This window comes from Halochromatium sp. (assembly GCF_054919635.1).
Genome location: NZ_JBUDPI010000016.1, coordinates 1 through 23,280 on the forward strand (window position 1 = coordinate 1; position 23,280 = coordinate 23,280).

Annotated in this window: 27 protein-coding genes; 12 read left to right on the forward strand and 15 right to left on the reverse strand. The window is 63.1% G+C overall.

From position 1 onward, the window contains the following. Nucleotides 1–151 precede the first annotated feature (151 nt). From ACY693_RS02095 to kdsC, 11 genes are all read right to left on the reverse strand, one after another. Nucleotides 152–421, reverse strand: a complete 270-nt coding sequence (locus tag ACY693_RS02095; RefSeq protein ID WP_462320176.1) for an HPr family phosphocarrier protein — start codon at nt 419–421, stop codon at nt 152–154. Between the two features lie 10 nt (nt 422–431). After that, nucleotides 432–818 carry a PTS sugar transporter subunit IIA gene (locus ACY693_RS02100; RefSeq protein ID WP_462320177.1) on the reverse strand — a complete coding sequence of 129 codons (387 nt, stop codon included), beginning with the start codon at nt 816–818 and terminating at the stop codon, nt 432–434. After that, a complete protein-coding gene (gene rapZ / locus ACY693_RS02105; RefSeq protein ID WP_462320178.1) occupies nt 815–1,741 on the reverse strand; it encodes an RNase adapter RapZ in 927 nt (308 codons plus the stop codon). Before rapZ ends, ACY693_RS02100 begins: the two co-directional genes overlap by 4 nt. 43 nt (nt 1,742–1,784) lie before the next feature. Next, nucleotides 1,785–2,759, reverse strand: a complete 975-nt coding sequence (gene hprK / locus ACY693_RS02110; protein WP_462320179.1) for an HPr(Ser) kinase/phosphatase — start codon at nt 2,757–2,759, stop codon at nt 1,785–1,787. Nucleotides 2,760–2,777: 18 nt separating this feature from the next. After that, nucleotides 2,778–3,230, reverse strand: coding sequence for a PTS sugar transporter subunit IIA (locus ACY693_RS02115; RefSeq protein WP_462320180.1), 453 nt, complete (start codon nt 3,228–3,230; stop codon nt 2,778–2,780). A gap of 222 nt (nt 3,231–3,452) precedes the next feature. Next, entirely contained in the window at nt 3,453–3,812 is a 360-nt protein-coding gene (gene hpf / locus ACY693_RS02120) for a ribosome hibernation-promoting factor, HPF/YfiA family (RefSeq protein ID WP_462320181.1), read from the reverse strand. Nucleotides 3,813–3,867: 55 nt separating this feature from the next. Next, nucleotides 3,868–5,355, reverse strand: coding sequence for an RNA polymerase factor sigma-54 (locus tag ACY693_RS02125; RefSeq protein WP_462320182.1), 1,488 nt, complete (start codon nt 5,353–5,355; stop codon nt 3,868–3,870). A 109-nt stretch (nt 5,356–5,464) separates the two neighbouring features. Then, the gene (gene lptB / locus ACY693_RS02130) at nt 5,465–6,190 is read right to left on the reverse strand and encodes an LPS export ABC transporter ATP-binding protein (RefSeq protein WP_462320183.1); all 726 of its coding nucleotides are present in this window, start codon (nt 6,188–6,190) and stop codon (nt 5,465–5,467) included. Then, nucleotides 6,190–6,756: a lipopolysaccharide transport periplasmic protein LptA gene (lptA, locus tag ACY693_RS02135; protein WP_462320184.1), complete on the reverse strand. Its 567-nt coding sequence runs from the start codon at nt 6,754–6,756 to the stop codon at nt 6,190–6,192. The genes lptB and lptA overlap by 1 nt, the downstream gene beginning before the upstream one ends. Nucleotides 6,757–6,777: 21 nt before the next feature. Next, on the reverse strand, nt 6,778–7,440 hold the full coding sequence (gene lptC, locus ACY693_RS02140) for an LPS export ABC transporter periplasmic protein LptC (protein WP_462320185.1): 663 nt from the start codon (nt 7,438–7,440) through the stop codon (nt 6,778–6,780). A 121-nt stretch (nt 7,441–7,561) separates the two neighbouring features. After that, nucleotides 7,562–8,089 (reverse strand): 3-deoxy-manno-octulosonate-8-phosphatase KdsC, encoded by a 528-nt coding sequence (gene kdsC, locus ACY693_RS02145; RefSeq protein ID WP_462320202.1) that lies wholly within the window; start codon nt 8,087–8,089, stop codon nt 7,562–7,564. 133 nt (nt 8,090–8,222) lie between these two features. Between kdsC and ACY693_RS02150 the strand changes: the two genes are divergently transcribed. The 10 genes from ACY693_RS02150 to ACY693_RS02195 all read left to right on the forward strand — a co-directional run bounded on the left by ACY693_RS02150 (nt 8,223) and on the right by ACY693_RS02195 (nt 16,615). Beyond that, on the forward strand, nt 8,223–8,804 hold the full coding sequence (locus ACY693_RS02150) for a hypothetical protein (RefSeq protein WP_462320186.1): 582 nt from the start codon (nt 8,223–8,225) through the stop codon (nt 8,802–8,804). Nucleotides 8,805–9,012: 208 nt separating this feature from the next. Continuing rightward, a complete protein-coding gene (locus tag ACY693_RS02155) occupies nt 9,013–9,885 on the forward strand; it encodes an ABC transporter ATP-binding protein (protein ID WP_462320187.1) in 873 nt (290 codons plus the stop codon). Nucleotides 9,886–9,896: 11 nt separating this feature from the next. Continuing rightward, complete coding sequence (mlaE, locus tag ACY693_RS02160; protein WP_462320188.1) at nt 9,897–10,676, forward strand: lipid asymmetry maintenance ABC transporter permease subunit MlaE; 780 nt, start codon at nt 9,897–9,899, stop codon at nt 10,674–10,676. Between the two features lie 4 nt (nt 10,677–10,680). Next, nucleotides 10,681–11,151 (forward strand): outer membrane lipid asymmetry maintenance protein MlaD, encoded by a 471-nt coding sequence (mlaD, locus tag ACY693_RS02165; protein WP_462320189.1) that lies wholly within the window; start codon nt 10,681–10,683, stop codon nt 11,149–11,151. Beyond that, the gene (locus ACY693_RS02170) at nt 11,148–11,750 is read left to right on the forward strand and encodes an MlaC/ttg2D family ABC transporter substrate-binding protein (protein WP_462320190.1); all 603 of its coding nucleotides are present in this window, start codon (nt 11,148–11,150) and stop codon (nt 11,748–11,750) included. The genes mlaD and ACY693_RS02170 overlap by 4 nt, the downstream gene beginning before the upstream one ends. A gap of 28 nt (nt 11,751–11,778) precedes the next feature. Then, nucleotides 11,779–12,129 carry an STAS domain-containing protein gene (locus ACY693_RS02175; protein WP_462320191.1) on the forward strand — a complete coding sequence of 117 codons (351 nt, stop codon included), beginning with the start codon at nt 11,779–11,781 and terminating at the stop codon, nt 12,127–12,129. Continuing rightward, a complete protein-coding gene (gene murA / locus ACY693_RS02180; RefSeq protein ID WP_462320192.1) occupies nt 12,122–13,378 on the forward strand; it encodes a UDP-N-acetylglucosamine 1-carboxyvinyltransferase in 1,257 nt (418 codons plus the stop codon). The genes ACY693_RS02175 and murA overlap by 8 nt, the downstream gene beginning before the upstream one ends. A 61-nt stretch (nt 13,379–13,439) precedes the next feature. Next, the gene (hisG, locus tag ACY693_RS02185; protein WP_462320193.1) at nt 13,440–14,108 is read left to right on the forward strand and encodes an ATP phosphoribosyltransferase; all 669 of its coding nucleotides are present in this window, start codon (nt 13,440–13,442) and stop codon (nt 14,106–14,108) included. A 25-nt stretch (nt 14,109–14,133) separates the two neighbouring features. Further along, a complete protein-coding gene (hisD, locus tag ACY693_RS02190) occupies nt 14,134–15,462 on the forward strand; it encodes a histidinol dehydrogenase (RefSeq protein ID WP_462320194.1) in 1,329 nt (442 codons plus the stop codon). Further along, nucleotides 15,455–16,615 carry a pyridoxal phosphate-dependent aminotransferase gene (locus tag ACY693_RS02195; protein ID WP_462320195.1) on the forward strand — a complete coding sequence of 387 codons (1,161 nt, stop codon included), beginning with the start codon at nt 15,455–15,457 and terminating at the stop codon, nt 16,613–16,615. The genes hisD and ACY693_RS02195 overlap by 8 nt, the downstream gene beginning before the upstream one ends. Before the next feature lie 117 nt (nt 16,616–16,732). Here ACY693_RS02195 and ACY693_RS02200 read toward each other — a convergent pair whose 3' ends face one another. Both ACY693_RS02200 and ACY693_RS02205 read right to left on the reverse strand, forming a co-directional pair. Beyond that, a complete protein-coding gene (locus tag ACY693_RS02200) occupies nt 16,733–18,169 on the reverse strand; it encodes an FtsW/RodA/SpoVE family cell cycle protein (RefSeq protein ID WP_462320196.1) in 1,437 nt (478 codons plus the stop codon). 199 nt (nt 18,170–18,368) lie between these two features. Next, the gene (locus ACY693_RS02205) at nt 18,369–19,964 is read right to left on the reverse strand and encodes a peptidoglycan D,D-transpeptidase FtsI family protein (protein ID WP_462320197.1); all 1,596 of its coding nucleotides are present in this window, start codon (nt 19,962–19,964) and stop codon (nt 18,369–18,371) included. 293 nt (nt 19,965–20,257) lie between these two features. On the opposite strand from ACY693_RS02205, the gene ACY693_RS02210 reads away from it, so the two are divergent. Continuing rightward, entirely contained in the window at nt 20,258–20,863 is a 606-nt protein-coding gene (locus ACY693_RS02210) for a Uma2 family endonuclease (protein ID WP_462320198.1), read from the forward strand. A 71-nt stretch (nt 20,864–20,934) separates the two neighbouring features. Next, a complete protein-coding gene (locus ACY693_RS02215) occupies nt 20,935–21,351 on the forward strand; it encodes a YajD family HNH nuclease (RefSeq protein ID WP_462320199.1) in 417 nt (138 codons plus the stop codon). Here the strand turns inward: ACY693_RS02215 and bchO are convergent. Beyond that, nucleotides 21,338–22,243, reverse strand: a complete 906-nt coding sequence (gene bchO / locus ACY693_RS02220; protein ID WP_462320200.1) for an alpha/beta fold hydrolase BchO — start codon at nt 22,241–22,243, stop codon at nt 21,338–21,340. The two genes, ACY693_RS02215 and bchO, sit on opposite strands and share 14 nt — an antisense overlap. A gap of 29 nt (nt 22,244–22,272) precedes the next feature. Beyond that, nucleotides 22,273–23,280, reverse strand: a 1,008-nt coding sequence (locus ACY693_RS02225; RefSeq protein ID WP_462320201.1) for a VWA domain-containing protein, incomplete at its 5' end; no start/stop codon positions are given.

Sequence of the window (23,280 nt, forward strand, 5' to 3'; positions counted from 1 at the left end):
TCGAGCGCCGCATCAAGCCGCGCCAGCTCGGCATCGATCTGGTCATGGGCGATCTCCTCGGTGATCACGGTCGGCTCGCGGGCGAAGAGCTGAGCGCGGCCAATCGCGACCGGTCGCGAGCCGCTGACGCCAACCCCAAGCAGCGCGGTCGTCACTCGGCTTCTCCGAACCGCTCGGCGACCAAGGCCTCAAGCGCATCGGCGGCCTGCTCGGCGTCAGGTCCCTCGATCTCCACCGTGATTCGGGTGCCACAGGCTGCAGCAAGCATCATCACGCCCATGATGCTCTTGCCATTGACTCGGCGCCCCTGGCGCTCGACCTGGACATGGCTCTGGAAGCCACTGGCGCAGGTGACGAACTTGGCCGCGGCTCGGGCATGGAGACCAAGGCGATTAACGATATCGAGCTCTCTGCGGACCATGACGGCCTCCCTAGTTACATCCGAGCACGCCATCACGCCCACCGCTCAGGGCCTTCTCGGCGAGCGCGGCCAGCTCGAGCTGACAGTAATTCAGCACCCGGACCAACATCGGTAGATTGACCCCGCTCAAGACACGCACATCGCCACGGCGGCAGAGCGCATCGGTGATGTTGGCGGGCGTTGCCCCATAGAGGTCGGTCAGCACCAACAGACCGGAGCCATCATCGAGACGCTCGGCACACTCCAGGATCTGCCGCCGCAGCAGGTCTGGATCATCCTGCTCATGCACATTGATCGCAACCGCGGCCAATGGGCAGCGGCCGAGCATCCGGGTCGCGGTCTCCAACAATTCCGCACCAATCCGGTTATGCGTGATCAGCAAGATGCCAACGCTCATCCCAGCTCCCGGCGCAGCTCGGGATCGAACGCTCGGGCCGACTCCCGAAGAGGCTCGCGACCCAGCTCCCTGTGGCGCACCAAGATCTGATGGCCCCGCGTCTCAAGGTGGCGACTCAAGGCCTCGACCATGTAGACCGAACGGTGGCGTCCGCCGGTACAACCAATGCCAATCGTCAGGTAGCTGCGGCCGTCGGTCTCGAAGCGTGGCAGCCAGCGGTCAAGAAAAGCGATCAGGTCGTCGCGCATTTCCATGACCTCTGGCGAGCGCTCGAGAAACTCGGCCACCTCCTGATCCTTTCCGCTCAGGGGTCTCAACCCTGGTTGCCAATGCGGATTCGGCAAGCAGCGCAGGTCGAAAACGAAGTCTGCGGTGGCTGGAATGCCGTTCTTGAAGCCGAACGATTGCAGCAGCAAGGGCGCCTGACCTCGACCCTTGCGGTTGAGGTTTCCGCGCACGAGCTCCTTGAGCTCATGCACGTTGGTACCGGAGGTATCGATCTGTGATGCAGCAACCAGGCGCAGCGGCTCAAGCAGGCGGCGCTCGAGCTCGATTGCCTCGGCCAAGGGACGATCGGCACTGGTCAGTGGATGCTTGCGCCGGGTTTCGCTGAACCGGCTTACGAGGGTTGGGGTGTCGGCATCGAGAAACAGGACCCGGATCTGAATACCCTGCCCTTCCAGTGCCTCGATCACGCCCGGCACCTGATCGAGCAGCTCAGGGCCGCTGCGAGCGTCGATCCCGATGGCCGTGCCGCCGCGCCCATCGCCGCCCTCGGGGCGGGTCTCCTTCAGCCCAAGCGCGAGATCATGCAGAAGAAACAGGGGCAGGTTATCGATGCATACATAGCCGATATCCTCCAGCGTGCGCAGCGCAACACTCTTGCCGGCGCCGGACAGGCCACTGATGATGATCAGCTCCATCGCAAGGCCCTGCCTGCGGACAATGGGCGCTGCGGATGCTGCGCTAAACGGACGGCGTTGGAGTCAGACATGGGGCGTTCTCGTCAATAGAACGGGACTGGCGGTCGATGAGGTCCACGCCGGCATCATAGCCGCGCAGGCGGAGGATTTGATTACGAACCGCAGTCTCCAGCAGTACGGCAAGATTGCGGCCCGGGGCCACAGGCAAGGTCACCTCTGGAACCGAGACCCCGAGGATGCTGCGCGCAGAGAGGCTACCGCGAAGCCGGTCCATTTGCGCCAGCGCTTCCTCATCGAACGACCGCATGTTGACAATCAAGTTCAGCTGCTCGCGACGCTGTACCGCTCCCTCGCCGAACATCGCGCGAACATTCAGTACGCCGAGTCCACGCACCTCGAGAAAGTCTCTGAGCAGCGGCGGGCAGCTTCCCTCCAGGGTCTCCGGCCCGATACGCGCCACCTCAGGGGCGTCGTCGGCGATCAACCGGTGACCGCGCACCACCATCTCGAGCGCGAGCTCGCTCTTGCCGATTCCTGGGTCGCCGACCAAGAGCACGCCCATGCCCAGCACATCGAGAAAGACCCCGTGCAAGGTGGTGCGCTCCGCCAGCGCATAGGTGAGGAAGTATTGCAATCGGTCGACGATCTCCTCTTCCTCACTGGGCGAGGAGAGCAGTGGCGTGCCAAACCGCCGAGCACGGACCATGAAGCCCGGAGGCGGATCGATGTCCTGCGCAAAGATGACCGCGGCCGGCCTTGCTAAGAACAGCCGCTCGATGATATCCCGCTCAGCAGCTCGATTGAGGTCGTCAAGATGGCGGACCTCGGCAAGCCCCAGCACCTGCAAACGGTTAGGATGGATACAGTTCAGCGAGCCGACCAGACTCTGGGCGGCGCCGGCCGTGGAGTCTGCGCTGATCAGAGGCAGCGGTTGCTCTGGCACCGGCGTTAGCCAGCGCAGCCCAAGCCTGGGGCCAAGATGTTCAACCAACCCTTGCAGCGTGTCGACGGGCGGCATCTGTGCGATCAAGGCAAGCTAATCACGCTGCTGCAACAGGTCCAGCAGCCTGCTGCTACTCTCTGCAGCCCGCAAGGCCAAACGCAGCTGCGGGTCGCTGAAGCGCTCGGCGAGCTCGGCCAACAAGCTCAGGTGTGCGTCGGTCGCTTCACTCGGCACCAACAGACCAAAGGCAAGATCAACCGGCTGGTCATCCGGGGCGTCGAAGCTCACTGCCTGTGTCAGCTGAACAAAAGCACCAACAGCATGATCGATGCCGTCGATACGTGCGTGTGGCAGCGCGATGCCTTCACCCAAGCCAGTGCTGCCCAACCGCTCACGCTCATTGAGGAGATCAAAGACCAACGCCGGTGAGCACTGCGAGCAGGCTGTCGCCAGGAGCTCAGCGAGGGATTCCAATAGGCGCTTCTTGCTCGTGACCTCAACACGACAGCGGGCTCGAGGCTCAGTGATTAGACTGGGGGGAAGCATCGACCGTTGCTCCAGGAAAGTGGTCTTTGCGCGCTGGGCACAGCGTTGCCGGATCGCATCGGCGCGGTTGGGACGGATGCACGGCAAGGGGCAGGGACATGAGCGCCCCAGCGTAACAAAATAAGCGTAACAAAAGATGCCGGAGCGGATCAGATCGCGCTCCGGCGCAGGGCTTAGGCTCACAGCTCATCGCTGCGAGCACGGCAATCTTACCAGCAGCACTCAGTGCAGCGGCTCCTCATCCGGCTCAGGTTCAACTGGCTCACCCTCCACCACCGTCTTTGTCGGAGACCCCCGGTGACTCTGTCGTTTCTCCTTGTACTTCAGAACCTGGCGGTCAAGCTTGTCGATCAGTCCATCAATGGCTGCATACATGTCCTCATGAACGGCATCGGCAAACACATCCGCACCATTCATGTGGATGCGAGCCTCTGCCTTCTGCCGCAGCTTTTCGACACTCAGGATCACATGAACCTTGATCACATGATCGAAGTGGCGCTCTAGGCGCTCGAATTTGCTCTCGACATAGCCCTTCAGCGGCTCGGTGATATCGACATGATGGCCCGTCAGGTTGATTTGCATGGCGTCACTCCAGGGTTTGCAGGCGATCTCCAGCGGCAGTCACTCAGCACTGCAGCTAGAGGCGCTTGCGCTCATTCGAGGGTGGGATACCCATTGCCTCGCGGTACTTGGCGACGGTACGTCGCGCGACATTGATGCCCTGCTCGGACAGGATGCCGGCGATCTTGCTGTCGCTCAGCGGTTTGTTCGCCGTCTCGGCGGCGATCAGCTTGCGAATGACGGCGCGGATAGCCGTCGACGAGCATTCGCCACCCGACGCCGTGCCCACATGGCTGGAAAAGAAATACTTGAACTCGAGCGTACCACGCGGGGTATGCATGTACTTTTGCGTGGTCACCCGTGAGACCGTTGACTCGTGCAGCTCGAGCGAGTCCGCAACGTCCCTGAGTATCAGCGGGCGCATCGCCTCCTCGCCGTAGTCGAAGAAATCGCGCTGCAGCTCGACGATCTTGGTCGCGACCCTCAGCACCGTATCGTTGCGGCTGAGCAGACTCTTGATGAACCAACGGGCCTCCTGCAGATGCGTCTTCAGGCAAACATTCTCGGCACCGTCATCCGCGCGCCGGATCAGCTTCGCATACTCTTCGTTCACCCGCAGTTTAGGCTGAGTTTCAGGATTTAGCTCGACTTGCCAGACACCGGCGCGCTTGCGCACCAGCACGTCGGGGATCACGTAATCGGGCCGATGGTCGCTGATCAGCGATCCAGGGCGCGGCTGCAACGAGCGGACTAGTGATAACGCGCGTCCCAGCTCGATATCCGAGAGCTTGGTATGCCGACGCATCTCGTCAAGATCATTGCGGGCCAATGCCTCGAACAGGCTGTCGCAAATCTTCAGCGCGCCAGCGCGATGCGGCGTATCAGGCGGCAGCTGGCGCAGTTGTAGCAATAAGCACTCACGCGGATCACGGGCACCGACCCCGGCCGGATCAAGGGCCTGAATAGCATGCAGTACGGCCTCAATCTCATCGAGCTCCAGGTCCTCGAGCTCGAGCGTCTCGATCAGCTCGGCGGGATCGAGCCGAAGATAGCCATCACCATCGATCGCATCGATCAATGCCTCGGCAATCATGCGATCACGCGGCCCCAGGTGCCCCAGACCGAGCTGCCACTCGAGATGATCATGCAGGGTTTGTGGTCTCGATTGCTGCGCAAACAGGTCGACATCATCAGATGAGCTTGGACCTGGCGAGGCAGACGGGCCAGCGTACTGCTCGTGGGGCTCGCTATCATAGGTATCGCTCCATTCGCTATCGACGGCCAGCTCGTCAGGCAGGGCACTGGATTCAGCCGGAACCTCTGCGTCTACGCCCGAATCTGCTTGACTTTGCTGCAGCTTAGCGGTCTCGCCAGTCATCTCTGTCGAGCGATCACGCCCAGTCTCTTCCTCCTCCGCGGTCTCGAGCATCAGGTTGGACTCGAGCGCATCCTGGATCTCGCGCTGGAGGTCGAGTGTGGAGAGCTGCAACAGCTTGATCGCTTGCTGGAGCTGCGGCGTCATGGTCAACTGCTGACCAAGACGAAGCTGGATGCTTTGCTTCATTCCGAGCGGCTATCTGGGTACGAAAGGCTTGATACAGAGGCGCAGTCTAGACGAAAAGGCCGCTGACTCGCAGCGCTGGGCGTCGATCCAGTCATCTCGGCACGCTGGTTCAGAGCCGAAAATGCTCGCCGAGATAGACCGCTCGCACCTGCGGGTCTTGCAGCAAGGCGGCCGGAGCGCCGGTGGCAATCACCCGGCCGGCATTGATGATGTAGGCCCGGTCGCAGATGCCCAGGGTCTCGCGAACGTTGTGATCGGTGATCAGCACACCGATCTGCCGATCCCGTAGGTGGCCAATGATGCCCTTGATATCGCCCACCGCGATCGGATCGACCCCGGCAAAGGGCTCATCGAGCAACATCACCTTGGGCTCAACCGCAAGCGCGCGAGCGATCTCTAGCCGTCGCCGCTCACCGCCAGAGAGGCTGAGAGCGAGTGAATCGGCCACATGGGCGATGCCGAGCTCGTCCAATAACTCGTCGCAGCGCTGTCTGCGGTCCTCGCGGGTGCTGCCATTGCGCATCTCGAGCACCGCCATCAGATTATCTCGAGCGCTGAGCTTTCGGAAGACCGAAGGCTCCTGCGCCAAGTAGCTCAGACCACGCCGCGCCCTTGCATGCATCGGCCGATGGGTGATGTCCTCGCCATCGAGGATAATCCTGCCTGCATCGGCGCCCACGAGCCCGACGACCATGTAGAAGCTCGTGGTCTTGCCGGCCCCATTCGGCCCCAACAGGCCAACGACCTCACCAGCCTCGACGGCCAGATCGACACCATTGACCACGCGCCGACGTCGATAGGTCTTGGCCAGCGCAGTCGCTTCCAGCGTCGGCATCACTGCTCCGATGCTGGCTTGGTTCCGGACGCTGGCGCAGGTGTTGGTGCAGTTTCCGACTCGGGCTCGATCCGAATCTTCACCCGCTCGCGGCCCTGGGCGCTGCTGCCGGCGGTAACACGCTCAGTGATCCGATTGTAGACGATGCGGTCGCTGGCGAAGCGATCCTCGCCTTGCACCAGCACCGCCTCATCGATCAGGGTCAGCTCCTCGCGATCGGCCTCATACTCCATCCGCAATGCGCGTCCTTTGACCTCCTCCGGATCATCATCGAGCTGCTGCCGATAACGCACCGGCTGACCGATCGCGATGATCATCTCGGCACGGCGGTCAGGCTTGTGATGGACCAACACCTCGTCTGCCTGAATATGCATACTGCCCTGCGTAACCTCGACGTTACCGATGTAGAGGCTGGTCAGCTGCTTTTCGTCGAGCTCAGCGGCATCGGCCTCGATATACATTGGCTGGTACTGATCAGACTCGAGCGCGCGTGTGGTTGTCGGGGCGCCAAGCGCCAGCCCTAACAGTGCAGCCAGCATCCAACCCGAGCGTTGCTTCGGACTCATGGCCTCTTCCTCATCGTGCATTTATCCGGCATTGTCGCCATCGCTAGCAGCCTGACCCAAGGCCTGGCTCGGAGCCTGGCTGGGGTCCTGACCCAGAGGCTGACTGGGAGACTGACTGGGAGCAACCGCAGCGCGGGCGCGTCCAAACAGCTGGATGCGCATGCTGCTGCCCAGCCAGGCACGCATGCCTTCAGTCCCCGTTATCCAGTCCTCCTCGCGCTCGATCTCGACGAAGCGCCCGGTCTCGGCATAGTCGACCTCGGGCAGCACCAGTAGCTCACTGGTACGCAGCTCGATCGGCGCCGACAGCGCTGTCGCGAGTCGATGCAGCCGCACGTCCTGCTCAAGCAAGATCTCGTCGCCAGACTCGTTGATCCATGCCTGCGCCGAGCGGGCCCACCAGCTCGGTCCAGCATCGCCATAAACGACCAGAACGGGATCATCCAGCTCACTACTGCCATCGTCCGGATAATGCCGCAGTCTCCGGGCAACAAGACGATGCTCGGGCACACCCGCTGCGTTGAGACTAACGGCGCGAAGCCCGTCGACAACATAGTCAGGACGGCGCTCATCGCTGCCGGTTGCACCCTCGTCGCTATCCCTTGTGGACAACAGCCAGGAGCCAATCAGGCCAATAGCCAACAGTACCATCCCGACGAATAGCTCGCGTCGCGTTAAGGACATGGTAAGAGAAGCTCAAGACGATCGACTGGCTGAGCGCGTGCAACGCGGGGGCAACGGCGACCTGGTGTCGAGGCTCTCGCCAGCAGCGTCGGTAAGCAGCCCGTCAAGCAGTGCTGGATCATCAGTGACTGGCATATCCGTCGAAGAGTGCATCGAGCTTGCCCTGCGCGGCGAGCAATCCCTCGCAGACCTCGCGCGCGGCGCCGCAACCGCCGGACAATCTGGTCTGCCAATGGCAATATTGCTTCACCAAGGGATGCGCATCTGCAACCGCAATCGCCAGACCCACCTGTCGCATCACCGGCAGATCGACGACGTCGTCCCCCACGTAGGCGATCTGTGCGTGCTCGAGTCCGCAGGCTTGACGCAGCGCATCGTAGGCTGGGCGCTTGTCGCGCTGCCCTTGATAAACGTGCTCGACGCCGAGGCTCTCCATGCGAATACGCACGACCTCCGATTGGCGTCCGGTGATCACCGCCAGTGTGATACCGGCCTGTCGCAGCATGGTCATACCATGACCGTCTCGCGAGTTGAATGCCTTGTATTCCTGGCCATCGTCGCCGAGATAGAGGCTCCCGTCGGTGAGCACCCCGTCGACGTCAAAGATCACGAGCTCGATCGCCCTAGCGCGCACCTCAAAGTCGGTCATCTGGTTCTGGCTGTCCACCCTAGCTCTCCACGGCTCGTTATCTACGCTTGGTACCAATCTCTCGCTCGAGCTCTCGAGCCAGGTACAGCTTTGCGGCTCTTGACCCTATGATACCTGGATGAGCGACTCAACGATGGTTACCCCCCGGGGTTGGTGGGATCTAGCCGACGCTGATCTCTTCTATCCTGACGACCTGCCGGCGGACTGGCGTCTCAGCTACTTTGCGAATTGCTTTCGCACAACCCTGCTTCCGGCCGCGGTCTGGACAGCAAGCCAGGCCCAAACGGCCGAGCAATGGCACGACGATGTACCCTCCGGTTTTCGCTTCGCCGCCGAGCGAGCCCTGATGTCCCCAGTCGAACCCGGAGCGCGCCAGCTCGACGAGTCAGCCTTGACGCGACTACTGGGGTCGAAGCTCGATGGTTGGCTCGATGCCCTGACGGACCCTGCATCGGCCCCTGCGATTAGCGGCGGGGCAGATCACAGCTTGCGCTATCAGCTCCCGCGGACCGAGCAGGCGCTGAGGACAGACCAGCAGCGCTATGCCGTTGTGGTCCCATCCAAGCTGTATCGCGACCTACGCGCTGCAAGAGTCTGGCTGAACAGGATGACCGAGCTCCAAGGACGCTCGCCTAACCTGATCATCCTCGAACGACCGACCAGCGATACCCTAGCCAACTGGCAAGAGCTGCTCGAGCTGCTCGGGCTCGGGTAATTCGGGCTCGGGTCATCTTGACGCGATCCCGGCCAGGTCAGGCCAGGCCGGCCCAGACGAGGCCGGGCCAAGGCTCGGCAACGGCGCAGGTGCGCGGTTTGCCTGAGGCTATGGCCGAGGCTCAGCGCAGCCTCGTCCTTGACGCTATCGGGGCAGGTCGCGAGAATGCGCTGCTTTGGGTCGCGGCCCGAGCAAGGATCTTCACTCGATGGTATCAGCGCAGTCAGAGCATGTATCGCCGCTGCAGACAGATAGGGAGGCGTCTCGGCCTACCGACAATCAGCCGCTGATCCGGGTACGCGGGCTGCACTTCTGCCATGGCGATCGCTGCATCTTCGATGGCATCGACCTCGATATCCAGCGCGGACGGGTCACCGCGATCATGGGTCCGAGCGGGACCGGCAAGACGACCTTATTGAAGCTCATCAGTGGCCAACTGCAAGCTGACGCGGGATCGATTGAGGTGGATGGGCAGGCGATCCAGTCACTAAGTCGCGCCCAGCTCTATGGGCTACGCACGCGCATGGGCATGCTATTTCAGAGCGGTGCTCTGCTCACTGATCTAAACGTATTCGAGAATGTTGCTTTTCCAATCCGCGAGCACGCCAAATTGCCAGAATCGGTGCTGCGTAAGCTGGTTTTGATCAAGCTTGAGGCGGTTGGTCTGCGCGGTGCCGCGTCACTCATGCCGAGCCAGCTCTCGGGCGGCATGGCGCGCCGGGTGGCCCTGGCGCGGGCCATCGCCTTGGACCCGATGATGATCATGTACGACGAGCCCTTCACCGGACAGGACCCGATCTCGATGGGGGTCTTGGTCTCATTGATCCGGCAGCTCAATGATGCGAGCGGTCTCACCAGCATCGTCGTCAGCCACGACGTCGCTGAGACGGCCAGTATCACCGATTACCTCTACATCATCGCTAACGGACGCATCATGGCGGAAGGCACTCCGCAGCAGGTTGCAGCGAGCGAATCGGCCTGGGTGCATCAGTTCATGGACGGCGAGCCGGATGGTCCGGTTCGTTATCACTACCCTGCACCGCCCTTGGAGCAAGACCTGCTTCAAGGACGGCGACACTGAGAGCGACCTCATTGCTTGACTCACTAGCGAGTCTAGGGCGCGTGGGACTCGCCATGTTGGCGAGCCTTGGTCGTGCTCATCTGCTATTGATCAGCATCGTCGGCGGCCTGCCCTCGATGTTGGTACGCCCGCGCCTACTGCTGACGCAGGTCTACAGCGTTGGTGTGCTCTCGCTGCTGATCATCGTTGTCTCTGGCCTCTTCGTCGGTATGGTCCTGAGTCTGCAAGGGCACTATGTACTCTCGCAGTTTGGTGCCGCAGAGAGTCTCGGCGTGATGGTGGCGGCCTCGCTGGTGCGCGAGCTGGGCCCGGTGGTCACGGCCCTGCTGTTCGCCGGTCGCGCTGGCTCTGCGCTGACGGCAGAGATTGGCCTGATGAAAACGACTGAGCAGCTCTCCGCGCTAGAGATGATGGCCGTAGACCCGGTCAAGCGGGTTCTGACGCCACGCTTCTTTGCCGGTCTGATCTCGATGCCGCTGCTCGCGGCCATGTTCAGCGCGGTTGGCGTGATCGGCGGCTGGTTCGTCGGCGTCGGGCTGCTTGGCGTCGATGACGGCGCCTTCTGGGGCCAGATGCAGAATAAGATCGATTTCGATGAAGATCTTGTTAACGGCGTCATCAAGAGCCTGGTCTTTGGTCTGGTCGTGACCTGGATCGCGCTCTATGAAGGTTATGACGCAACGCCAACCTCGGCTGGTATCGGTCGCGCCACCACGCGCACCGTGGTGCAATCCGCGCTCGCGGTCTTGGGGCTGGATTTTATTCTTACTGCGTTGATGTTCGGAGGCTAAGGCCATGGCGCGTATCCGCCTAAGCGAGATCCTGGTCGGTGCCTTCATGGCGCTTGGCTTCGTCGCGCTCTTCTTCTTGGCCATGCGTGTCAGTAACCTAAGCATGGCGACGGTCGGTGAGGGCTACAGCCTAACGGCCAAGTTCGACAATATCGGCAGCTTGCGCGTACGAGCACCTGTCACCATGGCCGGTGTCAGACTGGGGCGGGTAGAAGCGATCGGGTTCGACCAAGAGACCTATCAGGCCCTGGTCACCTTGCGCATCGAGGACCGCTACGATCAGATCCCAACTGACACCTTTGCCAACATCTACACCGCCGGACTGCTCGGTGAGCAGTACATTGGCCTCGACCCGGGAGGCAGCCCGGACTCGCTTGGCGATGGCGATCGTATCGAATTCACGCAGTCGGCCCTGGTACTTGAACAGATGATCGGACAATTTCTCCTAAGCAAAGCAGAGGAGGGTGGCGAATGAGAGCACTTCTGATGGCTGGCATCCTGTTGCTAGCAATGCCCCTAGGCGCCATTGGCGCTGAACAGTCCGCAACTCAGCTGGTCGAGCGTACGGCCGACAAGATGCTCAGCGCGCTCGAGAGCCGTCGAGCCGAGGTCGAGCGCAAGCCGCAGCTCATCAACGAGTTGGTCGACAGCATCCTGGCACCCCATTTTGATTTCGAGCAGATGACCCGGCTGGCTGTTGGGCGTGATTGGCGGAACGCGAGCCCAGAGCAGCAGCAGCAGCTCGTCGAGAGCTTCCGCAATCTGCTGGTGCGCACCTATGCCAAATCGATCATGAAGTACTCGGGTCAGGACATCGTCTATGAGGCCGCACGCCCCGGCACACGCTCAGGGACCGTGGTCGTCCCGACCGAGGTGCGAGCGCCCGGCGCAGCGCCGATCCCGATCGACTATTACCTGCTCGAGCGCGGTAGCAGCTGGAAGGTCTACGACGTGGTCATCGACGGCGTGAGCATGATCTCCAACTATCGTGGTCAATTCCGCACCACGATTGCGACCTCGGGAATCGACGGCTTGATCGAGCAGCTGCGTGCAAAGACAGCTCGCGGTGCCTAGCGCTTTGCCTCCTCAGACTGCACGACCGATGGCCGAAGAGCTGTCATCGACGCTCAAAGAGGTCGGATCGAATAGGCTCGCACTGAGCGGATCGCTGACGCTCAGCACGATGCCGGCCCTTGCACGGGAAGGCCAGCGATTGCTGAAGTCCATGCGGACCCGCGGCTCCGATGGCGAGCCGGTAACGATTGAGATCGACCTAGGCGAGATCGAGCGCAGCAGCAGTGCCGGCATTGCGCTATTGCTGGACTGGGTCGATCAGGCCGGTCGCGATGGCATCAGCATCGCATTCCGTCGCTGGCCGGAGTCATTGGCGCGCATTGCCGCGCTCTCGAATGTGGAAGGATTGCTCGGGATCGAGGCTGAGCAGTATGGATAAGCTCTTGATCACCGGCGGTCCGCGGCTCATCGGCGAGGTCCGTGCCTCAGGCGCCAAGAACGCGGCCCTGCCGATCATGGCCGGAACGCTGCTGGCCAATGGCATCTGCTCGCTCGCCAATGTGCCGCATCTGCGCGACATCACCACGACGATGGAGCTGCTCGGGCGACTCGGGGTGCAGCTGACGGTTGATGAGCGCATGGGCATTCAGGCCGATGCCCGCCAGGTCAGCAGCGTCGAAGCGCCCTATGAGCTGGTGAAGACCATGCGCGCGTCGATCCTGGTACTGGGACCACTGTTGGCGCGTTTCGGCGCAGCCGATGTCTCGCTGCCTGGCGGCTGCGCCATCGGTGCTCGTCCGGTGAACATCCATCTCGAGGGGCTGCGCGCGATGGGCGCCGAGATTCGGGTCGAGAACGGCTATGTGCATGCGCGCGCTAAGCGCTTACGCGGCGCACGCTTTGTGATGGACATGGTCACCGTGACCGGCACCGAGAATCTGATGATGGCCGCTGCGCTCGCCGACGGCGAGACCCTGCTCGAGAATGCCGCGCGCGAGCCCGAAGTGGTGGATCTCGCGCAATTCTTGAATCGGATGGGGGCGCAGATCAGCGGCGCCGGCACCGATACCATCCGCATCCAGGGCGTCGAGCGGCTCGGCGGAACCGACTACAGGGTCATGCCAGACCGGATCGAGACCGGCACCTATCTGGTCGCCGCGGCGATGACCGGCGGACGCGTGCGTGTGCTTGACACCCGGGCCGACCTGCTTGATGCCGTGTTGATGAAGCTGCGCGAGGCCGGCGCGCAGGTGAGCCTGGGGGAGGATTGGATCGAGGTCGACATGCAAGGCAAACGGCCCAGTGCAGTCGACATCCAGACTGCCCCACACCCAGCCTTCCCGACCGATATGCAGGCGCAGTTCTGTGCGCTGAATAGCATCGCAGAGGGCAGTGCGACCGTTAAAGAGACGGTGTTCGAGAACCGCTTCATGCATGCGCTGGAGATGCAGCGCATGGGTGCCGATATCCGCATCGAAGGCAATGTCGCGATCTGCCGCGGCGTCGAGCGTTTAACCGCGGCGCCGGTGATGGCCACCGATCTGCGCGCCTCGGCCAGTCTGGTGCTCGCCGGATTGGTTGCGGAAGGCGATACATTGATCGATCGAATCTACCATATCGATCGCGGCTACGACAATATTGAAGAGAAGCTCGCCGCGCTTGGTGCTGTGATCCGACGCGTGCACTGATGCCGCCTGGCCCCTTGCTGTTCGACCCTAACTCGTCCTGCTGCCGAGAGCGACCCTATCCATGTCCGACGACCAAAGGCTCACCATCGCGCTCTCAAAGGGACGCATCTTCGAGCAGACCCTACCCTTGCTCGAAGCCACCGGGCTCCAGGCCGCTGAAGACCCGGAGACCAGCCGCAAGCTGATCCTGAATACCACCGACCCCAGCGTTAAGCTGGTCATCATCCGTGCCAGCGACGTGCCCACCTACGTGCAATACGGCGCCGCGGACCTGGGCGTTGCTGGCAAGGACGTGCTGCTCGAGCATGGGGGCGAAGGACTCTACGAGCCGCTCGATCTGCGTATCGCCCGCTGTCGGCTGATGGTCGCTGGCCGGCCCGATACGGCGCTGGTGCCACCGCCTGCACGCGGCCGGCTGCGGATCGCGACCAAGTACGTCCGCAGTGCCGAGCGCCACTTCGCCGCCAAGGGCCAGCAGGTCGAGATCATCAAGCTCTATGGCTCGATGGAGCTGGCACCACTGGTGGGTCTGTCCGATCTGATCGTCGATCTGGTCGAGAGCGGGAATACACTCAAGGCCAACGGGCTGGTCCCGATCGAGCACATCAGCGACATCAGCTCAAGGTTGATCGTCAATAAGGCCTCGTGGAAGATGAAGCACGCGCGGGTGACTGCGCTGGTCGAGTCCCTGCGTGCCGCGGTCGAGGCCCAAACGGCGGTAGGCCGATGAAGACTCAATAGCACAGCACAGAAGCATGACCCAGATCGTCCACCCCACTATCACCCGACTGAGCACGACCGACGCGGATTTCGACGCCAGGCTCGACGCCCTGCTCGCCTGGGAGTCGGTCTCCGATGCCGGCGTCAAGCAGACCGTCGAGACGGTGATCGCCGACATGCGTCAGCGCGGTGACGCCGCGCTCATCGAGTACACCGCACGTTTCGACCATTGGCACCCTGAGAACGTCGCCGCGCTCGAGCTCGATCATGGCCGGCTCAGCGAGGCACTGGAGCGCATCCCACCCGCTCAACGCCAGGCGCTGGAGACCGCTGCCGAGCGTATCCGCGCCTACGCCGAGCATCAGCGACTGCAGGGCTGGCAATTCACCGATGCCGAAGGCAACCTGCTTGGCCAGAAGGTCACCCCGCTCGATCGTGTCGGACTCTATGTGCCTGGCGGCAAGGCGGCTTATCCCTCGTCGGTGCTGATGAATGCGCTGCCGGCCAAGGTCGCCGGTGTCCCGGAGCTGGTGATGGTCGTGCCAACGCCAAGCGGCGAGCTCAATGAGCTGGTCCTGGCGGCGGCCAAGATCGCTGGGGTTGACCGCGCCTTTGCCATTGGCGGTGCCCAAGCCATCGCCGCCCTCGCCTATGGGACCGCGACGGTGCCGGCCTGTGACAAGATCGTCGGTCCGGGCAACATCTATGTCGCCACGGCCAAGCGCGCGGTCTTCGGTCAGGTCGGCATCGATATGGTCGCCGGCCCCTCAGAGATCCTCATCCTCTGCGATGGCGAGACCGATCCGGATTGGATTGCGATGGATCTGTTCTCACAGGCCGAGCACGACGAGGATGCGCAATCGATGCTCATCGCTTGGGACGCGGGATATCTGGACCAGGTCGCTGCCAGCATCGAGCGGCTGATCCCGCAGATGGAGCGCAGCGAGATCATCGCGCAGGCCCTAAGCGCACGGGGCGCGCTGATCCTTGCCCGCGACCAGGATGAGGCCGCTGAGCTCGCCAATCGCATCGCCCCCGAGCATCTTGAGCTCTCGGTTGCCGACCCTGACGCGCTGGCCGGGAAGATTCGCCACGCCGGCGCCATCTTCATGGGCCGCTACACCGCCGAGGCGCTGGGCGACTACTGTGCTGGGCCGAATCACGTCCTGCCGACCTCGCGCACCGCGCGCTTCTCATCGCCGCTCGGGGTCTATGACTTCCAGAAACGCTCGAGCCTGATCAAGGCCTCGGCGAGCGGTGCGGCAGCGCTCGCTGATACCGCCTCAACCCTCGCGCGCGGCGAGGGGCTGACCGCCCATGCCCGCTCAGCCGAGTACCGCGGTCCAGACAATCCACATGAATGACCTGGTCGAGAAACTGATCCGCCCCGAGCTGCAGGCGCTGAAGGCCTATCATGTGCCAGACGCCACTGGTCTGATCAAGCTCGACGCGATGGAGAACCCTTACCGCTGGCCCGACGATCTGCGCGACGATTGGCTAGCCGCATTGCGGGAGGCCGAGCTGAATCGCTATCCCGACCCGCAGGCGCACGCGCTACACGCGGCCCTGCGAGAGGCGATGCAGATCCCCGACGGGATGGATCTGCTGCTCGGCAACGGCTCCGACGAGCTGATCCAGATGCTGGCCCTCGCCGTTGCCGCACCCGGGCGCCATGCAGACGATAACCAGCGATCGGAAGCTGGATCATTAGCTGGGCCAGCGCCCGGATGTCCCAGCCTGCTGTCACTCGATCCGGGCTTCGTGATGTATCGGATGATCGCGCTCTTCGCCGGACTCGAGTATGTCGGTGTCAATCTGAGCGCGAGTGATTTTTCACTCGATCTCGACGCCACGCTCGACGCGATCGAGCGCCACCAGCCCCGACTGACCTTCATCGCCTATCCGAACAACCCGACCGGTAACCTGTTCGATCCGACCGCCATCGAGCAGATCATCGCAGCGAGCCCGGGCCTGGTCATCGTCGATGAGGCCTATGCACCGTTCACCAATGCCAGTTTCCTGCCGCGGCTCGGCGAATGGCCGAATCTGCTGGTCATGCGGACGGTCTCGAAGATGGGGCTGGCTGGTCTTCGACTCGGTTATCTTGCCGGTCCAGTACCCTGGATCGCGCAGATCGACAAGGTGCGGCTTCCCTACAATATCAACGTGTTGAGTCAGGTCAGTGCCGAGTTTGCGCTGCGTCATCGCGACGTCCTCGACGAGCAGACCGAGATGATCCGCAGCGAGCGCAGCCGGCTGGCCGATGCCCTCGCAGGGCTCGACAGCGACCAACGCGGACTCCAGGTCTTCCCGAGCGAGGCCAACTTCCTTCTGGTCCGCACCGCCTCTGGGCGCGCTGGTTCACTCTTCAGCGGTCTGCGCGAGCGCGGCATCCTGATCAAGAACCTCGATGGCGCTCACCCCATGCTCACCGACTGCCTGCGTATCACCGTCGGCACGCCCGACGAGAATGCGGCGCTGCTCGATGCCCTTGCTGAGCTACTCGACGAGGACTGAGCACTGTTCGACCCCGGATTGTCGTTGGATGCCGATGCGGAATAGGCGTCTAGTTTCTAGCTCCTGATGATCGACTTTCACTGGTGCTGAAATCGGAAAGAAGCCGATGGACAGTTTCTAACGCGGCTGTTCGGTAGGCGGTTCTGATTTGCGCCTCTGGGAGCGCTGACGCTGGCCGGTCGCTGGTGCGCGGCCTGATGAGGTGGCTTTGGGTGTCTTTGCTGCCGAGGACTTGGTCCTTGATTTGACCGGTTCGCCATCGGAGATCGCGAGCACGACCCCAAGGCTCATAAAGACCGTCAGCAGGCTGCTGCCGCCGTGGCTGATCAGCGGCAGCGTGATACCGGTCAGTGGCAAGGCCTTGGTCACGCCACCGATATTGAGTAGCGTCTGCACGCTGAGCACAGTTCCCACGCCGGTGGCAGCCATCAGCCCGAAGGGCGTGCGCGCTCGTGCGGCCAGGGTCAGCAGACGCACCAACAACACCGCGAACAGCAGCAGTAACAGCAGGCTGCCAGCGAACCCAAACTCTTCCGCCCAGACGGAATAGATGAGGTCTGATTCTGCGATCGGCGTGTAGCGTGGACGCGCCTCGCTAAAGCCCTCGCCCCAGAGTCCGCCGGCGTACATTCCGGACAGGCCTTGCAAGACCTGCCAACCCGCTCCGGTCGGATCAGAAAACGGGTTGAGCCAGACCTCGATGCGACGTTGTCCATGGCTGAAGAGGCTGAGCAGGGCCGCACCGGCCGCGCCACCCAAGACCAAGCCATAGAGCAGATAGCCTAGGTGCCTGGTGCCGGCGGCCAAGGTCGCGAGCAGCATGAGTCCCAGGATCAGCACCAGCCCGAGGTCACGCTGCAGCAAGAGCATTGCCAGCAGGAGCGTCCAGACCAGCAGCAGTGGCCAGAGCCGGCGCAGCGGCGGCAGCAGACTGCGCCAACGGCTGAGCGGCTTCAAGTGCTGATCGATGAATCCGGCAGTGAACAAGACCATGGTCAGCTTCAGCAGCTCGGTCGGCGTAATGAAGCCCAGTCCGTAGACGGCGCCGCGATAGCGTTGGCCAGTCGCCAGCACCAGACCGACCAGCAGCAGCGAGAGTCCCGCCCAGAGCCAGGTTGCACGCGCGGCAAGACGGTAGCGACCCTGACGGCCAGCGATGGCGATACTGAGCATCAAGGCCACCCCGAGGGGAATCAGAATCTGTTTCTCAAGGCTGATTGAGATCGAGCCCGAGATCACCGAGGCGAAGAGCCCGGTGCGCGACTGTGCGATCAGGCCAATCCCGCTGAGCAGCGCCGTGACCGGCAGCAGCAGCTGATCACCGCGAAAGCGCGCCAGCACCAGCAGCAGATGGGCGCTGAGGAAGGCACCACCCAAGATCAGAAAGGGAATCAGGGCACTGAGCTGCACCTCCAGCCCATCCTTCGGCCGAGCGCCCAAAAGCATCAGATACCCCAGCAGCGCAATCAGCAACGCCCACAGCAGCAGCTGGCGCTCCGGTGCGCGAAGCTGCCAGAAATCTCCAAGGCTGGTGGGTGTGCCACGGCCAGCCATGACTAGACCCGGCGAATACCCAAGACCAGCCGAGTCCCGCTGCTAGGCGTCAAACCACAGCGTCCGGATGCTCCACGACCACGGCGACAACGCCATGAGCTGCCCAGCCAATCTGGCCGGGTGCTCTCGCCAAGCACCACGAGTCGATCCCGATCCCGATCGCTAGCGCAGCCGCCTAGCCCATTCAAGAGACGGCTCATCACAGGCCCTGCTCGGCGGCCTTGAGCAGGAGATCGCGTGCGATCGGTGCGGCCACGGTCGAGCCATAACCGCCATGCTCGACCAATACGGCAAAGGCCAAGCGCGGCGCGGAGGCGGGTGCAAAACCGATGAACCAGCTGTGCGAGGGGCCTTGGGGGTTCTCGGCGGTTCCGGTCTTGCCGGCGATCTCGAGCCCAGGGGTCTCGATGCCCTTGCCGGTGCCCTCGCTGACGGCCTGTCTCAGCATCACCCGCAGCCGTCGCGCGGTGTCGGCGCTCATGAAGCGCGTGAGTGATTCAGGCTGCGTATCGCGCAGCAGACGCGGCCGCATCGCAACACCCTCGTTGGCGATGGCGGCCGCGAGCAGGGCCATATAGGCCGGGGTCGCGGTCGCTCGGCCTTGACCGATCGCCGCCTGAGCCAAGCCATAGCGATCGCGCTCAGGGATCGGCTCGAGCTGCGCGGACTGTAGCTGCATCCTCCCCGAAGGCCCGCCAACAAAGGCAATCGAGCGGTTGAAGAGCAGTCGTTGACCGGTCTTCTGCAGTGCTGCATGGCCAGCCAGCACGCCGAGCTGCGCAAAGAAGACATTCGATGACTTGGCCAACGCCGTAGTCAGATCGAGTGCCCCATGTCCGGCCCAAGACCGACCCGAGCGCTGCGCCTCGTAATACTCGTGATCGCGGATCGGCCGATACCGACTTGAGGTGGTGTAGCCATTCGCCGGGCAATCCAGGCGACCCCTGAAGCCGGATTCCAATGCCTGGGCGGCAAGCACCACCTTGAAGGTCGACCCGGGTGGATACTGCCCCTGCGTGGCGCGGTTCAAGAGCGGCGTCGTCGGATCAGCACCGCTGAACAGACTCGGTTGCAGCTGATTTGGGTCGAAGCCGGGGACACTCGCCATCACCAGTACCGCACCGTCAGCAGGACGCAGCATCACCACCGCACCGCGACCAACGGGCTTTGCTGCCGCCAGCCTCTCGACCGCCAACTGCTGCAGGCCTGCATCCAAGGTGCTGACCAGATCCTGCCCCCGTGGACGCTTGCTCTGTGTGAGCAGCTGCCGCCCAAGCTCGCTCCAGTCATCCAGGCTATCCAAGGTCGACCCGTTCAGTGCTCGATTGGCGATGGCCTCAATCCCGCTAAGACCGAAGCGCGCATCGGCATAGCCCACCGCATGCGACAAGATCGGCCCAAAAGGGTAGACGCGCTCGGCAGCACCGTCTCGATTGCGACTTTCGGCCAAGACCTGCCCGCTCTGGTCTAAGATACGACCACGCTGAATCCAGTGTGCAGGATTGAACTGGCGCCGATCATGCGATTGCATGAAGGCGATGAACTGCGGTCGAGCCGTGCCTCCAAGCTGCCAAGTGGCCTGATAAGCGAGGATGGCGGTCAGCGCCAGGGTAATCAGCGCACTCGCCGGCAACAGCCAAGCGCGCGGCTTGGCCAGATGCCGCAGCGGCACCGCATGACCCAGCTTCAAGGCTTGCCACAGCCAGAACAGCAATGCCAGGCCGAACGCCAGATGCAGGCCGATGCGCACAGCCTCCCACGGCGGGGAGCGGAATAGAGCGTTGAGCAGGTCCATAGCAGGCGCAAGCATACCCGAGAACGATGTCAATCTTCCCCGTCGTCTTGTATCGCAATCTGCCTGTTGCAGGGTTTCTGAAAGGCCATGAGGATCGACCTGACTGCGGCCTTGGGCAAGCGCGTAGGCAGAAGTCGCGCAGGAAGACATCGCTGTCGGTCAGCAGTGGAGGGGCGCGCTGTGGTCAGTGGACGGCGAAGACCGATCCGCTGCTTGCAGGTTTTCGACGCAGCGGCTAGGTTTTAGGGGTGATCATCGCTCGTTCCGAGACCTGACCTTGAGGGCCGTCTCGCATGGGAAACCTCGCACTCAGCATTGAACAGCCGCACCGGCTCGAGCACGACAACATCGTGCGTTTACATGCACTGTACTGGGCTGATTTCACGCATCTGCTCGCCATGCGCGGCGAGCACTCGACGCCGAGGCTCTGTTACCTCAACGGTGAGGTCGAGATCATGAGTCCGTCACGGAGCCACGAGGCCATTAAGTCGCTGCTTGGGCGCCTCGTCGAGGCCTATTGCCTAGAGCGCGAGATCCCATTCCGTACGCTCGGCAGCTGGACGCTGGAGTCCGAGCCTGACGGGCGCGCGATTGAGCCAGACGAATGCTTCATCCTTGGTGAAGCGGATGCCGATCGGCCTCAGCTGGCCATTGAGGTCACCTGGACGTCCGGCGGTCTGGACAAGCTCGAGATCTATCGCAAGCTCGATGTTACTGAAGTCTGGTTTTGGCAGCATGGTCTGCTGCAGTCTTTTGTGCTCTGTGATCAGCGTTACCAGCCCGCACAGAAGAGCCGCGTGCTTCCCGGCATAGACCTCGACCAGCTCAACAGTTTTCTCGATCAGCCAACGACCTATCACGCGATTCGCGCCTACCGTGCCGCGCTGCGCGCTGAATAGCGATCCGACGAGTCAACGTACTCTGCTTTCCCGATAGACTTGCCAACTGCCGCAACAGAGCGGAGTCCAAGATGCCCAAAGACACACCTCGCCACGGCCGCACCGGCCAGTCCATTGATAATAGCAAGCTCGATCGCGTTGTCGCCGACGCGCGCCGCGCCATGGACGAGCGCGCCGCCGGTTACCGCGAGCAGGCGCTCAAGCTCTACCCCTGGGTCTGCGGACGCTGCGCGCGCGAGTTCGATCGCAGCAACCTGCGCGAGCTCACTGTGCACCACAAGGACATGGATCACGACAACAACCCGCCCGATGGCAGCAACTGGGAGCTGCTCTGCCTGTACTGCCACGACAACGAGCATCAGAAGTACGAAGAGCATCTGGCGGCGGTCGCGGCTGGCCGTGACACCAGCGCCACCGGTGGGCGGGCGTCCGCGTCCAGTACCCACAACCCCTTCGCCGGCCTGGCCGATATGCTCAAAAAGGACTAGGCGATTGCCGAAATCGCTCCACGATGAGCTGCTGAAGCAGGCGCGGATTCTCCTCGTGGCCGAGATGTCCGAGCCCAGGCAGCACCCGCAGCTGCGCGCTGGGTAACAGTGTCTTGGCGCGCTCCGCCTCGTGGGGCGGCACCGTCCGATCGTCGCCAAAGGCCACCAGCACCAGTCTCGGCTGCAGTCGTGGGAGGTCGCACAGCAGTGGCTCCAGGTCCCAATTCGCCATCATGTTCAACGCCGCTGCTAGATGCCCCGGATAGGAGATCAGCAGCCGATACAGCGCGATCCCCTCGGGGCTCAGACGCGAGCCGGTGCCATCGGCCATGCGCTTGACACTGCGCGGGTCTTTGCGCGCTCCTTGGGCAAAGAAGCGAGGTACGACCGAGCTGCGGGCGAACAACTTAGCCGCCGGCGAGAACCACTTCCCGGCAAATCCGCGCAGCGGCAATAGGGCCCCGCTGAGGCTGATCAGCACCCGCGGCTGGATACGGCCATCGAGACACATGCGCGCCAGGATGGCCGCCCCGGCGGAATGACCCACGACGATCTCTGGCGCGAAATCGAGTTCATCGGTCAAGGCGGCAACCGCCGCGGCCATCCCCGGCAATGATAACTGGGTCGGCTCCGGCGCGGCGGTGAACCCATGCCCAGGTAGATCGAGTGCGAGCACCTGAAAATGCTCGGCAAGCAGCGGCAAGAGCCCACCCCAGGAGTGCGTGGCGGCGCCGGTCCCATGCACCAACAGCAGCCCAGGGCCGCTACCGGCCTCCTGGATGTGCCAGCGCAGCCCGCCCGCTCTGACGAAGCGGCTATGCTCGCGATTCGGCCAGCCGCGTCCATCGGATTCCCAAACCGGCTTGTCCTGCATGACCGAGACGGAGGTCATCTGGAGCGCATCCCGTTGCAGACGGCGGCTCAGCTAACCGCTTGCACGGCGCCCGAGAGCGCGCGCGCATCAGCGTGCGGCAGCGGCAGATAGACCGCGCCCATCTCACGCGCCAGATTCTCGGCATCGGGCCGGGGACGGGGGGACATATCCACCACCAAGCCCTTCAGCTCAGCAACGCGGAAGGCTCGGGCTGAGGCCAGTGCATCCTCGGCCGCTTGGGCACGACCGCCGATGCCATCGCGATTGACATTCGCCCGGCCATCGGTGAGCAGGATCACGACCGCCGTACCACCGCGCCGGGTCACACCGTCGGTGAGCGCGAGCGCGGCGTCGATACCCGAGGCGAGCGGGGTTCCGCCACCACCGGGCAGGCTGGCCAGGCCGCGCTTGGCACGCACCAACGAGCGTGTCGGCGGCAGCAAGATCTCGGCACCAGGGCCACGAAACGCGATCATCGCCACCCGATCGCGGCGCACGTAGCAATCGGCCAGCAGCAGCTCAACCGCGCCCTTGGCCTCCGCGAGGCGGTGCAGTGCCGCCGAGCCGGAGGCGTCGACGACGAAGATGGTGGTGGTCTCCGAGCGCTGGCGATAGCGGGTGATGCGAAAATCATCGCGCCGGACCTCGACCAGCACCTCGGACTCAACGCCCTTCTCGGCACGCTCTTGGCGCCGCAGCCGCTGCCAGGGCGCGGCAACACGGAGTGTATCGATCACATTGAGACGGGCACCGGCACCGGGCTCACCACGGCGGGTCCCGGCCGGCCGGCCGCGCAGCGAGCCACTCTGAATGGCGCCGGACTTGCCACTCGATTTCGAGCGTTGGCGCATCGCGCCCATCTGCAGCATCGCCAGCAGATTCGGCGGGATCGCCGCCTGCGCCGCCTCCAGCACCTGCTCTTCCAAGGGCTTGTCCAGCTCCTGCTGTGGCGTCTGGTCCTGATCCTGCTGCTCGTCCTGATTGTCTTCCGGCGATGGTGGCGGCTCCTCGGCCTGCTGTTCCTCATCCGGCTGCTCGGGCATCGGGATGCGGGT

Coding starts and splice junctions, on each gene's coding strand:
- lptB (WP_462320183.1), bottom strand. CDS start 6,190: ATGCCGACGCTGGAAGCGACTGCGCTGGCCAAGACCTATCGACGTCGG.
- lptC (WP_462320185.1), bottom strand. CDS start 7,440: ATGTCCTTAACGCGACGCGAGCTATTCGTCGGGATGGTACTGTTGGCT.
- rapZ (WP_462320178.1), bottom strand. CDS start 1,741: ATGGAGCTGATCATCATCAGTGGCCTGTCCGGCGCCGGCAAGAGTGTT.
- hpf (WP_462320181.1), bottom strand. CDS start 3,812: ATGCAAATCAACCTGACGGGCCATCATGTCGATATCACCGAGCCGCTG.
- ACY693_RS02205 (WP_462320197.1), bottom strand. CDS start 19,964: ATGGACCTGCTCAACGCTCTATTCCGCTCCCCGCCGTGGGAGGCTGTG.
- hisD (WP_462320194.1), top strand. CDS start 14,134: ATGACCCAGATCGTCCACCCCACTATCACCCGACTGAGCACGACCGAC.
- ACY693_RS02155 (WP_462320187.1), top strand. CDS start 9,013: ATGGTATCAGCGCAGTCAGAGCATGTATCGCCGCTGCAGACAGATAGG.
- bchO (WP_462320200.1), bottom strand. CDS start 22,243: ATGACCTCCGTCTCGGTCATGCAGGACAAGCCGGTTTGGGAATCCGAT.
- murA (WP_462320192.1), top strand. CDS start 12,122: ATGGATAAGCTCTTGATCACCGGCGGTCCGCGGCTCATCGGCGAGGTC.
- ACY693_RS02095 (WP_462320176.1), bottom strand. CDS start 421: ATGGTCCGCAGAGAGCTCGATATCGTTAATCGCCTTGGTCTCCATGCC.
- ACY693_RS02150 (WP_462320186.1), top strand. CDS start 8,223: ATGGTTACCCCCCGGGGTTGGTGGGATCTAGCCGACGCTGATCTCTTC.
- ACY693_RS02125 (WP_462320182.1), bottom strand. CDS start 5,355: ATGAAGCAAAGCATCCAGCTTCGTCTTGGTCAGCAGTTGACCATGACG.
- ACY693_RS02200 (WP_462320196.1), bottom strand. CDS start 18,169: ATGGCTGGCCGTGGCACACCCACCAGCCTTGGAGATTTCTGGCAGCTT.
- ACY693_RS02100 (WP_462320177.1), bottom strand. CDS start 818: ATGAGCGTTGGCATCTTGCTGATCACGCATAACCGGATTGGTGCGGAA.
- kdsC (WP_462320202.1), bottom strand. CDS start 8,089: ATGACCGACTTTGAGGTGCGCGCTAGGGCGATCGAGCTCGTGATCTTT.
- ACY693_RS02215 (WP_462320199.1), top strand. CDS start 20,935: ATGCCCAAAGACACACCTCGCCACGGCCGCACCGGCCAGTCCATTGAT.
- lptA (WP_462320184.1), bottom strand. CDS start 6,756: ATGAGTCCGAAGCAACGCTCGGGTTGGATGCTGGCTGCACTGTTAGGG.
- ACY693_RS02175 (WP_462320191.1), top strand. CDS start 11,779: ATGGCCGAAGAGCTGTCATCGACGCTCAAAGAGGTCGGATCGAATAGG.
- ACY693_RS02115 (WP_462320180.1), bottom strand. CDS start 3,230: ATGCTTCCCCCCAGTCTAATCACTGAGCCTCGAGCCCGCTGTCGTGTT.
- ACY693_RS02195 (WP_462320195.1), top strand. CDS start 15,455: ATGAATGACCTGGTCGAGAAACTGATCCGCCCCGAGCTGCAGGCGCTG.
- hisG (WP_462320193.1), top strand. CDS start 13,440: ATGTCCGACGACCAAAGGCTCACCATCGCGCTCTCAAAGGGACGCATC.
- ACY693_RS02210 (WP_462320198.1), top strand. CDS start 20,258: ATGGGAAACCTCGCACTCAGCATTGAACAGCCGCACCGGCTCGAGCAC.
- ACY693_RS02170 (WP_462320190.1), top strand. CDS start 11,148: ATGAGAGCACTTCTGATGGCTGGCATCCTGTTGCTAGCAATGCCCCTA.
- mlaD (WP_462320189.1), top strand. CDS start 10,681: ATGGCGCGTATCCGCCTAAGCGAGATCCTGGTCGGTGCCTTCATGGCG.
- hprK (WP_462320179.1), bottom strand. CDS start 2,759: ATGCCGCCCGTCGACACGCTGCAAGGGTTGGTTGAACATCTTGGCCCC.